This window comes from Aeromicrobium sp. JP4, from assembly GCF_054957925.1.
Genome location: NZ_CM143290.1, coordinates 1,891,640 through 1,903,750, shown reverse-complemented (window position 1 = coordinate 1,903,750; position 12,111 = coordinate 1,891,640). Strand labels below are relative to the sequence as shown.

Annotated in this window: 10 protein-coding genes; 4 read left to right on the top strand and 6 right to left on the bottom strand. The window is 70.1% G+C overall.

The window, feature by feature from the left end:
• Positions 1 to 86 precede the first annotated feature (86 nt).
• Both ACY1JX_RS09360 and ACY1JX_RS09355 read left to right on the top strand, forming a co-directional pair.
• Positions 87 to 1,046: a phosphotriesterase family protein gene (locus ACY1JX_RS09360; RefSeq protein WP_462563810.1), complete on the top strand. Its 960-nt coding sequence runs from the start codon at positions 87 to 89 to the stop codon at positions 1,044 to 1,046.
• Positions 1,047 to 1,256: 210 nt separating this feature from the next.
• Positions 1,257 to 2,666 (top strand): DEAD/DEAH box helicase, encoded by a 1,410-nt coding sequence (locus tag ACY1JX_RS09355; RefSeq protein ID WP_462563809.1) that lies wholly within the window; start codon positions 1,257 to 1,259, stop codon positions 2,664 to 2,666.
• Positions 2,667 to 2,730: 64 nt separating this feature from the next.
• Here the strand turns inward: ACY1JX_RS09355 and ACY1JX_RS09350 are convergent, their stop codons facing one another.
• Positions 2,731 to 3,537 (bottom strand): alpha/beta fold hydrolase, encoded by an 807-nt coding sequence (locus tag ACY1JX_RS09350; protein ID WP_462563808.1) that lies wholly within the window; start codon positions 3,535 to 3,537, stop codon positions 2,731 to 2,733.
• 225 nt (positions 3,538 to 3,762) lie between these two features.
• Between ACY1JX_RS09350 and ACY1JX_RS09345 the strand changes: the two genes are divergently transcribed.
• The gene (locus ACY1JX_RS09345) at positions 3,763 to 4,623 is read left to right on the top strand and encodes a poly(ethylene terephthalate) hydrolase family protein (RefSeq protein WP_462563807.1); all 861 of its coding nucleotides are present in this window, start codon (positions 3,763 to 3,765) and stop codon (positions 4,621 to 4,623) included.
• A gap of 43 nt (positions 4,624 to 4,666) precedes the next feature.
• On the opposite strand, the gene ACY1JX_RS09340 is transcribed toward ACY1JX_RS09345, so the two are convergent.
• The 4 genes from ACY1JX_RS09340 to ACY1JX_RS09325 all read right to left on the bottom strand — a co-directional run bounded on the left by ACY1JX_RS09340 (position 4,667) and on the right by ACY1JX_RS09325 (position 8,689).
• Complete coding sequence (locus ACY1JX_RS09340; RefSeq protein WP_462563806.1) at positions 4,667 to 4,939, bottom strand: DUF7218 family protein; 273 nt, start codon at positions 4,937 to 4,939, stop codon at positions 4,667 to 4,669.
• A gap of 58 nt (positions 4,940 to 4,997) precedes the next feature.
• Positions 4,998 to 5,981 carry a homoserine O-acetyltransferase MetX gene (metX, locus tag ACY1JX_RS09335; RefSeq protein ID WP_462563805.1) on the bottom strand — a complete coding sequence of 328 codons (984 nt, stop codon included), beginning with the start codon at positions 5,979 to 5,981 and terminating at the stop codon, positions 4,998 to 5,000.
• 3 nt (positions 5,982 to 5,984) lie between these two features.
• Positions 5,985 to 7,274, bottom strand: a complete 1,290-nt coding sequence (locus ACY1JX_RS09330; protein WP_286930562.1) for a bifunctional o-acetylhomoserine/o-acetylserine sulfhydrylase — start codon at positions 7,272 to 7,274, stop codon at positions 5,985 to 5,987.
• A 92-nt stretch (positions 7,275 to 7,366) separates the two neighbouring features.
• Positions 7,367 to 8,689, bottom strand: a complete 1,323-nt coding sequence (locus tag ACY1JX_RS09325) for an ATP-dependent 6-phosphofructokinase (RefSeq protein WP_462563804.1) — start codon at positions 8,687 to 8,689, stop codon at positions 7,367 to 7,369.
• A gap of 71 nt (positions 8,690 to 8,760) precedes the next feature.
• Between ACY1JX_RS09325 and ACY1JX_RS09320 the strand changes: the two genes are divergently transcribed.
• Complete coding sequence (locus tag ACY1JX_RS09320; RefSeq protein WP_462563803.1) at positions 8,761 to 9,831, top strand: alpha/beta hydrolase; 1,071 nt, start codon at positions 8,761 to 8,763, stop codon at positions 9,829 to 9,831.
• Positions 9,832 to 9,920: 89 nt separating this feature from the next.
• Here the strand turns inward: ACY1JX_RS09320 and ACY1JX_RS09315 are convergent, their stop codons facing one another.
• On the bottom strand, positions 9,921 to 12,056 hold the full coding sequence (locus ACY1JX_RS09315) for an Ig-like domain-containing protein (protein WP_462563802.1): 2,136 nt from the start codon (positions 12,054 to 12,056) through the stop codon (positions 9,921 to 9,923).
• Positions 12,057 to 12,111: the final 55 nt, after the last annotated feature.

The window sequence follows — 12,111 nt, the reverse complement described above, 5'->3', positions numbered from 1 at the left end:
ACAGTTGAAACCGGACTCAAATTCAGTACGCTGTGATCCTAAGGGTGTGACACAAGCCACATCAACTGATCATCCAAGGAGTGCGCATGGCGACTGTCCAGACCGTCAAGGGTCCGATCGACAGCTCTGAGCTGGGCCGGACCCTGGTCCACGAGCACGTCTTCGTCCTGGGCGAGGAGTTCCGCATCAACTACGCCGGGGACTGGGACGAGGACCAGAAGGTCGCCGATGCCGTGCGCGACCTCAACGACCTCAAGTCGGCGGGGATCGACACGATCTTCGATCCCACCGTGCTCGGCCTGGGCCGGTACATCCCGCGCATCCAGAAGGTCGCCGCCCAGACCGACCTCAACATCGTCGTGGCGACCGGCCTCTACACCTACAACGACCTCCCGCACCAGTTCGAGCACCGCGGCCCCGGCCTGCTGTTCGACCAGCCGGAGCCCCTCGTCGAGATGTTCCTCAAGGACATCAACGAGGGCATCGCCGACACAGGCGTGAAGGCGGCGTTCCTCAAGTGCGTCATCGAGGAGCCCGGCCTGACGCCGGGCGTCGAGCGCGTCATGCGCGCCGTCGGGCAGACCAGCTCGCAGACCGGCGCCCCCGTCACGGTGCACACCAACCCGCACACCCGCTCGGGCCTCGTGGCCCAGAAGGTCCTGGGGGAGGAGGGCGTCGATCCCAGCAAGATCGTGCTCGGCCACTCCGGTGACTCCGACGACGTCGACTACCTGTCGGAGCTGGCGGAGAACGGCTCGCTGCTGGGCATGGACCGCTTCGGCCTGGACGTCTACCTGTCCACCGAGAAGCGCGTCGACACGATCGTCGAGCTGGTGCGCCGCGGCTACGTCGAGAAGATCACGCTCGCCCACGACGCGTCGTGCTACATCGACTACTTCAAGCCCGAGGACAAGGTCGAGATGCAGCCGAACTGGAACTTCCGGCACATCCCCGACGACGTCGTGCCGATGCTGCTGGAGAAGGGCCTCAGCGAGGACGACGTCGACACGATGCTGGTGAAGAACCCGCGCCGCTACTTCGAGTGATCCTCCCACTCGGATCGGCAGGGCCCCGGCGACGAGCCGGGGCCCTGCTGTGCGGGGAGTCGAGGGTCACGTCGTCAGGATGGGGCCTCCGGGGCGCCCGGCTGCTAGGCTCGAAAGGTGAACGCGCCCTTCGCGCGCTGTTCCGGCCCGACGATGTAGCGCGGAAATCGCGTCCCTGGCAAGCGGGCACCCTTCAGTGATTGAGACCCCTTGACCCAGATTGACCGCAGCCCTGCGCTGCCCACGTTCAACGACTTCAACCTCCCCGACGGCCTCGTGCGCAAGCTCGCACAGCAGGAGATCGTCAACCCCAGCCCCATCCAGCAGGCCGTCCTCCCGGCCGCACTCGAGGGCCGCAACGTCCTCGGCCGCGCCCGTACGGGCTCGGGCAAGACGCTCGCGTTCGGCCTGCCCGTGCTGGCTCGCCTCGCCGGCCGCACGAGCCGCCCCAAGGCGCCGCGCGCGCTGATCCTGCTGCCCACCCGTGAGCTCGCGATCCAGGTGCACACCGCCCTGCTGCCGCTGGCGCAGAAGATGGGCCTGAAGCACACCACCGTCTACGGCGGCGTGCCGATCAACAAGCAGATCAACGCGCTCAAGGGCGGCATCGACATCGTCATCGCCACCCCGGGCCGCCTCACCGACCTGCTCGACCGTCGCTGCCTGACGCTCGACGGCATCGAGATCACCGTCCTCGACGAGGCCGACCACCTGTGCGACCTCGGCTTCTTCAAGCCGATCGACGCGCTACTCGCCCGCACCCCGGCGAACAGCCAGCGCCTGCTGCTCTCGGCCACGCTCGACGGCGACGTCGACAAGCTGGTGCGCCGTCACCTGCCCCAGCACGCGCTGTTCGAGGTCGACTCGACCGACGACAACGTCGAGACGATGGAGCACCACGTGCTCGTCACCGAGGCCACCGAGAAGACGCGCGCCGCGTACGACCTGCTCAGCGTGAACCCGCGCAGCATCGTCTTCACGCGCACCCGCCGCGGCGCCACGCGCCTGGCGAAGCAGCTCACGCAGAAGGGCGTCTCCGCGGTCGACATGCACGGCGACCTCTCGCAGCGCAACCGTGAGCGGAACCTGGCCCAGTTCACCCGTGGCGAGGCCACCGTCATCGTCGCCACCGACGTCGCCGCCCGCGGCATCCACGTCGACGGCATCGGCCTGGTCGTGCACTACGACGCGCCCGCCGAGCACAAGGCGTACCTCCACCGCTCGGGCCGCACCGCCCGCGCCGGCGAGTCGGGCTCGGTCGTCACGATGACCACCCCCGACGCGCTCAAGGAGGTCATGACCCTCCAGCGCAAGGCGGGCGTGACCGCTCGTCACCACTACGCGTCCTCGGCCCCGTCGCCGATGACCGTGGCGTCGCTGACGACCGCGGGCACCGAGGCGCCCGAGCTGCCGGCCGACGGACGCTCGCGCTCCGGCTCCGGCCAGGGTCGCGGCGGTCGCGGTCGCGGTCAGGGCGCCGGTGGCCAGGGCCGTGGTGGTCAGGGTCGCGGTGGCCAGGGTCGCGGTGGGCCGGGCGGACGCCCGCAGGGCTCGCGCAGTCCCGGTCGTCGCCGTGATGGTGCGCCCACGAGCGCGCCCACCAGCTCGCGGAGCAACTGACCTCCGACGCACGACATCCACGAGGGCCCCGGCATCGCGCCGGGGCCCTCGTGTCATGTCCTGGTCAGACCGGTGCGACCTCGGCGAGGTGACGCTCGAGGACCTCGTTGACCGCCTCGGGGTTCTCCAGCGCGTGCACGTGGCCGGTGTGCTCCATCCGGATCAGCTGGGCGTGCGGCACGCCGGCGACGATCTGCTCGGACTTCTCGGGCGGGTAGGTCGCGTCCTCCGTTCCGGCCACCACGACCAGCGGGACGCGGATGTCGCCGAGCTCGTCGAGCACACCGGGGCGGTGGGCGATGTTCCAGGCGGCGTCGGCGTACTCCGGGCCGCGGCTCAGCAGGAGCTCGCGCACACCGGCCAGGACGTCGGCCCGGGCCGGGTCGGTCAGCGTGGTGGTGCCCATCATGAACTGCAGCACGCCGTCGAGCACCGGCTCCATCCCGTGCTCGGCCAGGACCTCGATCAGCTGGTCCATCTGGTCGGCCTGCTCCTCCACGTCCGCCGAGGTGCCCATCACGACGGCCGAGCTCAGCAGGTCGCCGTGGCGGGCGGCCAGGCGCAGGCCGATGAAGCCGCCCATCGAGTTCCCGACGAAGACGACGGGGGCCAGGTCCAGCGCGTCGATCAGGGCCACGACGTCGGCGGTGTGGGTGTCGTAGTCGAGCTGCTCACGCGGCGCGCGAGCACTGCGTCCCTGTCCCCGGTGGTCGTAGCGGACCACGCGGTAGCGGTCGGCGAAGCGGTCCGCCTGCGCCTGGAACATCCGCGCGTCGAAGAACATCGAGGCGCTCATGAGCAGGGCCGGCGCGTCGCGTGGGCCCTCGTCCTCGTAGTGCAGGGTCGTGCCGTTGACATCGATCGTGGGCATGGGGGGACTCCCGTCATTTCCTGAAATTGAACTCACCTTAACGGAATGTGGCGTGGCTCACATTCACCTCTTGACAGGAGGTGTCGGCGTCACGCATCGTGAGGGCACCAACTATCCGCACAAGGTGTGCAGATACCTTGGATCGGCCCGTCATCGGGGGGCAAGCCGCTGCGTTTGGACGAGCTCGTCCCAACGGTTCGATCCAGACCGTCGAAGGAGACGAGCATGAAACTGTCCAGACTGATCGCGATGGCATTCGCCGGCGCGGCACTCACCGTCGGCGCCGCGACCCAGCCGGTCGTCGCCGCCGACAACCCGTACGAGCGGGGGCCGGCTCCCACGAACAGCAGCATTGAGGCGACCCGCGGCCCGTACGCGGTGAGCTCCAAGACGATCTCGTCGCTGTCGGCGCGCGGCTTCGGTGGTGGCACGATCTACTACCCGACCTCCACGGCCGACGGCACGTTCGGCGTGATCGCGGTGTCGCCGGGCTACACGGCGGCGCAGTCGACGATCTCGTGGCTGGGCCCGCGGATCGCCTCGCAGGGCTTCGTCGTCATCACGATCGACACCAACAGCCGGTTCGACCAGCCGGGCTCGCGCGGCACGCAGCTGCTCGCGGCGCTCGACCAGACGATCGCCGACACGACCGTCCGCAGCCGCATCGACGCCTCGCGCCAGGCCGTGATCGGTCACTCGATGGGTGGCGGTGGAACGCTCGAGGCCGCCAAGACGCGTCGCTCCCTGGAGGCGACGATCGGCCTGACGCCGTGGAACCTCGACAAGTCGTGGCCCGAGGTCGAGGCCGCCTCGCTCGAGATCGGTGCGCAGAACGACACGGTGGCGCCCCCCGGATCGCACGCCATCCCGTTCTACAACTCGCTGACGAACGCCGAGCGGCGCTCGTACCTGGAGCTGCGCGGCGCGAGCCACTTCGCTCCGAACACCAGCAACACGACGATCGCGAAGTACTCGATCGCCTGGCTCAAGCGCTACGTCGACAACGACACGCGCTACGAGCAGTTCATCAGCCCCGGGCCGAGCCCGTCGCTGACGAACGGCATCTCGGACTACCGCATCAACTGACCGAGGACCTCGGGGCCGGCCTTCGGGCCGGTCCCGAGGCACGTCAGGAGTTGCGCAGGGAGTCGATCAGCTCGGACTTCCTCTGGCTGGAGTAGCCGGACAGGCCGATCTCCTTGGCGCGCTTGCGCAGGTCGGCGACGGTCCAGTCCTCGTAGGCCGGCGACTTCCCGCCGCGCTTGCCGACGGTCTTCTTGCCGTCGCGGGCCGCGGCGTTCGAGATGCGCGCCGCCTTCGACTTCGATGCGCCGTCGTCGCGGAGCTCCTCGTAGAGGTCGGGATTCTTCAGGCTCGACGGTGCCTTCTTCTTCGGTGCCATGGGATCTCCTCTCGATCCCACGACACCACGAACCGCGCGCTGTCGCGACCGGACGGGCTCAGTGCTCTAGGAGCTCCCGGGCGAGCGCGCCCACTTGCTCGTGTTCGATGAGGAAGCCGTCGTGCCCGTGCGGCGAGCGCACCACGGCGAGCGGCTCGGCCGTGGGGATGAGGTCGGCCAGCTCCTGCTGCTGGTACGGCGGGTACAGCCGGTCGGAGTCGATCGCGGCGACGACGGTGCGTGCCGTGACCCGGCCGAGGGCCGCCTCGAGGCCACCGCGGTCGCGCCCCACGTCGTGGCTGTTCATGGCGTCGCCGAGGGCGATGTACGACCACGCGTCGAAGCGCTTGACCAGCTTGTCGCCGTGGTGCTGCAGGTACGACTGCACCGCGAAGCGGCCGTCGGACTGCACCGTGCGACCGAACCGCTCCGCCAGCTCGGCCTCGCTGCGGTAGGTCGTGTGGGCGATCCGCCGCGCCAGCTCGAGGCCCGCCTCGGGGCCCGCGGCGCGGATGATGTCGGCCTGCGTGGACGTCCAGGCGATCTGCTCGGCCGACGCGTAGGCCGACGAGGCGAGCAGGAAGAGGCGCTCCACGCGCTCGGGGTGCGTGACGGCCCACTCGACCGCGCGCATCCCGCCCGCCGAGCCGCCGATCACGGCGTGCCAGCGGTCGATGCCGAGGTGGTCGGCCAGCATCGCCTCGGCGGCCACCTGGTCGCGGACGGTGATGGCGGGGAAGCGGTTGCCCCAGACGCGACCGTCGGGGCCGGCGGAGGCCGGGCCGGTGGTGCCCTTGCACCCACCCAGGATGTTGGCGGCGACGACGAAGAACCGGTCGGTGTCGATACCCAGGCCGGGTCCGACGACCTCGTTCCACCAGCCGTCGGGGCCGGCGACGATCGAGTCTCCGGTGAGGGCGTGCAGCACGAGCACGGCGTTGTCGCCGGTGAACTCTCCCCACGTGTCGTACGCGACCTCCAGACGCGGGAGGACCTCACCCCCTTCGAGGGTGAGGTCTCCCAGCGGCTGAACGGTGGTCACGGCTTACTTGGCCGCCCGGAACCCGGCGTCGAGGTCGGCGAGGATGTCGTCGATGCCCTCGATGCCGACCGCGAGGCGGACGAGTCCGGGAGTGACGCCGGTGGCGGCATGCTCCTCGGGCGTGCCCTGCGAGTGGGTGGTGCTGGCCGGGTGGATCGCCAGCGAGCGGACGTCGCCGATGTTCGCGACGTGGCTGAACAGCTCCAGCGCGTCGATGAAGCGGCGGCCGGCGTCGACGCCTCCGGGCAGCTCGAACGTGAGCACCGCGCCCGAGCCGCGGGGCGTGTACTTGTCGGCCAGCTCCTTGTAGGGGTTGCCGTCGAGCGACGCCCAGGTGACCTTCGCGACGTCCTCGCGCGCCTGGAGCCACTCGGCCACCTTGCGGGTGTTCTCGATGTGGCGCTCGAGGCGCAGGCTCAGGGTCTCGAGGCCCTGGGCGATGAGGAACGCGTTGAAGGGGGAGACGGCCGGGCCGACGTTGCGCAGGTACTGCACCCGCAGCTTGGCGATGTACGCCGCCGGGCCGAGGGCCTCGCTGAAGACCAGGCCGTGGTAGCTCGCGTCGGGGGTGGTGAAGCCCGGGAACTTGTCGCCGTGGGCGGCGTAGTCGAACGTGCCGCCGTCGATCACGACGCCCGCGATCGCGGTGCCGTGGCCGCCGATGTACTTCGTGGCCGAGTGGACCACGGTGTCGGCGCCGTGCTTGAGCGGGTTCAGCAGGTACGGCGTGGCGACGGTGTTGTCGACGATGAACGGGACGCCGACCTCCTTCGCGACCGCGCTGATGGCCTCGAGGTCGAGGATGTCGCCCTTCGGGTTGCCGATGGTCTCGCCGAAGAACACCTTCGTGTTCTCGCGAGCCGCGGCACGCCATGCGTCGGGGTTGTTGCTGTCCTCGACGAATGTGACCTCGATGCCGAGCTTGGGGAACGTGTGGCGCAGCAGCGAGTCGGTGCCGCCGTAGAGGCTGGCCGACGCGACGATGTGGTCGCCGGCCTCGGCCACGTTGGTGAGAGCGCCGGTGGTGGCGGCCTGGCCCGAGGCCACGAGCAGCGCACCCACGCCACCCTCGAGCGCGGCGAGTCGCTGCTCGACGACGTCCTGCGTCGGGTTCATGATGCGCGTGTAGATGTTGCCCGGCTCGGCGAGCGCGAACAGGTCGGCGGCGTGCTGGGTGTCCCGGAACTGGTACGAGGTCGTCTGGTAGATCGGCAGCGCGCGCGCACCCGTGGCGGGGTCGGGCGTCTGGCCGGCGTGGATCTGCTTGGTCTCGAACGACCAGTGCTCGCTCATGGGTGCTCCTTCGGCATCGGGTGTCAGTGCGAGCCTGTCACCGTTCGGCGCGTCCTTCCGGCCGTCTCACCATGCGAGAGTCGCGTCCGCGATCAGGACATGTTGAAGGGCTGCGCCGTCGATTCGAGCACCGAGAGCCACAGGTCGCCGTCGGGATTGACGTTCTGCGTGTTCTTGACGACCACCGAGATGGGCACATGGGCGAAGCGGTGCCGGGGGCGGCCGATCACCATGTCGGTGCGGCCCGCCATCGCGGCGTGGACGGCGGCCTGGGCCAGCCGGGTGCAGTAGACCGAGTCGGCGGCGTCGGCCGGGACCGAGCGGATCATGTAGCCGGGGTCGAAGTACCGCAGCGTGAGCGGCTCGTCGTGGTCCTTGAAGTCACGGGCGATCTGGGCGCGCAGGAAGCCCGCGAAGTCGCCCAGCACGGTGTTGCCGCTGGCGTCGGTGCGACGGCTGGCGGGGATGAGGTGCTGCCCTGCCCCCTCGGCCAGCACGATGACGGCGCTGCCGCGCTCCTTCACGCGCTTGCGCAACGTGGCGAGCAGGCCGTTCTCCCCCTGGAGGTTGAACGGCACCTCGGGGATCAGCACGAAGTCGGCGTCGTGGTTGGCCAGGGCGGCGTAGCAGGCGATGAACCCGGCGGCGCGACCCATGACCTTGACGACGCCGACGCCGCCGATGGCCGCCTCGACCTCGACGCGGGCGCCCTTGATCGACTCGGCGGCCTTCGCGTAGGCCGTCTGGAAGCCGAAGCTGGTGCCGATCAGTGGGATGTCGTTGTCGATCGTCTTCGGGACCCCGACGACCGCGATCGGCAGCTCGCGCGCGAGGGCCTCCTCGGCGATTGCGTGGGCACCGCGCATCGAGCCGTCGCCGCCGATGACGAAGAGGATGTCGATCTCGCGGTGCACGAGGTTGTCGACGATCTGCGGGATGTTCTGGCTGCCGCGGGATGAGCCGAGCACGGTGCCGCCACGGTCGGTGATGGTCTCGACGAAGGCCGGCGTCAGGGTGATGGGGTCGGGCGCCTTGCCGGGCACGAGTCCCGCGTAGCCGTTCTTGAAGCCGGTGATGTCGGTGACGCCGTAGTGCTCGAACAGCTCGAGGACGATCGCGCGGATCACGTCGTTGAGGCCGGGGCACAGGCCGCCGCACGTGACGATGCCGACCTTGGTCTTCTTGGGATCGAAGAAGATCTTGCGGCGCGGCCCGCCGGGCTCGAACGAGGGGACCTCGGTCAAGGGGGTGTCGCCGCGCGCCGACAGCAAGGAGATCGTGTCGTCGATGAGGACGCGATCGGTCTCGGCGACGTAGTAGGCGTTGGTGGCGCGAGCCGCGACATAGTCGGACAGCGGCGAGTCGTACCTGCACTCGCCGAGGGTGCGAACCTGCAGTTCCTCGAGCGTCACCACGCTGACAGGCTATCGGAGCCCAGGATCTGCGATCGGCACGCGGATGTCCGCCCGGTCGTTAAACTCGGGGCGTGGACACGCAGGCCGGTTCCCGATCCGGACGCGGGCGCCGCCGCCCGATGCGGGCGGTGCACACCGCGGCGGTCCTGCACGACAGTCCCACGCCCCTCGCCCGCATGGTCGGTCGCGGCGCGCGGATGACCGTGAAGCCACTGCTGAGGATGGCCCCGGTCGACGTCCGCACCATCCGCCGCATCCAGCGGTTCTCCGAGGTCGTGAACCGTGGCGCGTCGGAGGACATCGCGGTCGAGGTGTGCGAGATCGGCGGCGTCCCGGGCGAGGTGATGACGCCCGGCGACGGGCCCACCACGGGGCTGCACCTGCTCTACCTGCACGGAGGCGGCTTCTTCACCGGCAGCGTCCACTCCTACCGCTCGATGCTCGAGGAGATCGTGCGCGCCACCGGCGGCACGATCTACGCGATCGACTACCGCCAGCTGCCCGAGGCCGGGATCGCCGAGTCGGTGCAGGACGCGATCGCCGCGTACGCCGGTGTGCTCGACCGCGCGGCCGACGCCTCGAAGGTGGTCGTCGCGGGCGACTCCGCCGGTGGCTACCTCACGATGAAGGTGGCCGAGCTGGCCACGCGCCGTGGACTGCCCGCGCCCGCCGCGCTCGTCGCGTTCTCTCCGCTGCTCAGCCTCGAGCCCGACCGCCAGGACAAGAACGTCATGCGCGTCGACAAGGTGCGCGAGGCCGTGCTGCCGATCGCGCGAGTCGCCGCGCTGCGCCGGCTGTGGCTGCCCGAGGACGGCGAGGCCATCGAGGGCTTCGCCGACCCGCTCCACGCGAGTGCCTACATCCACTCGCCCACGCAGCTGGTGGCCGTCGAGGACGAGTTCCTGCGCCCCGAGGTGGAGGCGTTCGCGCTGCTGCTCGACGACAAGGGCGTCGAGGTTGACGTGCACCTGTGGCGCGGGCAGTTGCACGCCTTCCCGATCATGGCCGGGCACCTGCCCGACGCCGACCTCGCGATCGAGCTCGCCGCCGAGTTCGCCCTCACCCACATCGGCGAGCCCCCGGCCGTCGAGGTCGAGGACGCCGACGCGCGTCCCGAGACCCTCGAGGGCGAGATGGCCTGACGGTTTCCCCGGTTAACCGGGGAAACCGTCACTTCGCGAGGTTCGCGAACCTCGCGAAGTGACAGGAAACCTCCGTCAGTGAGTGGCGGTCAGCCGACGACCTTCACCTTGATCACGTGCAACTTGCCGTGCTGCGTGTAGCCGAGGTTCCACGAGCGGGTACGGCTCGTCGTCATCGACATCTTCACGCCGAGGGCCCAGCGGTCCTTCCCGGCCTTCTTGAATGGGACCGAGCCGCGGTGCGGCTTGCCGGGCGCCGGCGTCGCGTAGACGTAGCGGGCCTTCGAGCCGCGGACGACGATCGTGTAGGTCTCGCCGTGGCGGACCTGGTAGACGCCGTTCTTCAGCTTCGCGCCCTCGATCTTGTAGCCCGCGAGGCGGTACGCGACGCGCTTCGTGCGGACGTTGTCCGCGACGTCGGTGGCCTTGGCGGTGACGACGACCCGGCTGCCGCTGCGCTTCGTGGTGACCTTGCAGGTCTTCACGCCCGAGAGCGAGTCCTTCGCCGAGCAGGTCGGCTTCGCTGCGTCGAAGTAGCTGCGACCGGACTTCACGCCGCGGATGCCGACGCTCGGCGCGCTGCGATCGAGCTTGACCGAGGCGGTGACGGTGGCGACGCCGCCGTCGGCGGTGTGGATGGTGCGGGTCACGCTGCTGGCGCCCTGGCGGGACACCGTGACGGGCTTCGGGCAGGCGGTGGCCAGCTCGGCGCCCTTGGCGTCGCAGGTGAACGAGACCGTGACCGGCGTGCGGTACCAGCCGCCGCGCGACTTCTGGGCCGAGCTCACGCGGCTCGTGATGGTCGGGTTCGAGCGCGAGGTCGACGCGGAGGAGGCGTTGAAGTCCGTGCTGCCGGTGTACTCGGCCGAGACGCCGTGCGCCGTGTCGGTCGGCACGGTGAAGTCGAGCTTCGCGATGCCGTCCGCGAGGGCGGCGGTGCCGACCTTCGTGCCGTCGACGCGGAACGTGACGTCACCGGTGGGGGTGCCAGCGCCAGGCGCGACCGGGGCGACGGTGGCCGAGAGCTCGGTCGGCTTCACCGAGACCTTCGTGGTGGTGTTCGCGGCCGCGACGGTCAGCGAGGCGCTGCTCGTGGAGCCGAGGTGGTGAGCGCTCGCGGGGACGTAGGTGGCGGTGACCTGGTGCGAGCCGACGCCCGCGCCGAGCTCGGGGCTGGACGCGAGGCCGTCGGAGTCGATGGCGACCGGGGCACCGACGTCGGTGCCGTCGACCGCGAACTGGACCGAGCCGCCCGCCGCGGCGACCGTGCCCGCGACGACGTCGACGGTGGCCCGTGCGGTGGTGGTCTGGCCGGTCACGACGGCGGCGTCAGCGAGGTCGAGTGCGACCGAGCTGGCGATCGCGCTGACGGCGATGTCCTGGCTCACCGTCGGGGCGGCCGAGTAGCCCGTGGCCGCGGCCTGGTTCGCGTCGATCGTGCAGGTGCCGACGGCGTCGAACGTCACCGTGGTGCCGTCGACCGAGCAGACGTCGGAGGTCGCCGACGAGAAGCTGACCGCGTTCTCGGACGCGCCGCCGGTCGCCGCGACCGTGTACGTCTGGCCGGGGTACGCGGGGCTCGGCGCAGACGAGGTGAACGTGATGGCTTGCGCTTCATCGACCTGCACGAGACCGGAGCAGGCCTCACCGAGGCGCAAGGTGGCCTGGCGCGCCATCGAGAACTCGTTCGCCACGGCAGCGAAGTTGGGGGTGAGGGAGATGAAGTACTCGTGCCCGAACGTGTGGGCCGTCATGTCCAGGACGGTGAGGTCATCGCGCACGTAGGCCGCGGAGAGATCCATCGTGGCCGGATCGACCGACCAGATCGCGCTCTGACGCCGCGCGACCGACGGTGAACCCGCGGCGAGGGGCTCCTGCATGCTGAGGAAGGTGTACTGCGGATCCGTCCCGGTCATCGGGTAGGCGGCCGCGGAGTCGTCCACGCCGAGCACGCTTCCGTCCCGACCCTCGATCGCCATCTGCTGCTGGGTCCCTGCCGAGACGGAGACGCGCAGTGCTCCGTCGGTGGACTGGCTGATCCCCGGGAGGTCGCCGTAGGCCTGGATCTGGGTGGACGCGCAGCCGATGATGGTGTCGCCGACGATCACCTGGACGCGTCCGGTGAACGTCTCGGGGGCCGCTTGGGCGCTGGCGGGCATGAGGGCCACAGCGGCAGCGAGGCCGACGGCCGCACTGGTCGCGACGGAGGTGACGCGTCGATACATGGAGATTCGCTCTCGAGTGGGGGTACGGAGCGCTCACCCCGCGTGTGCGACTCTA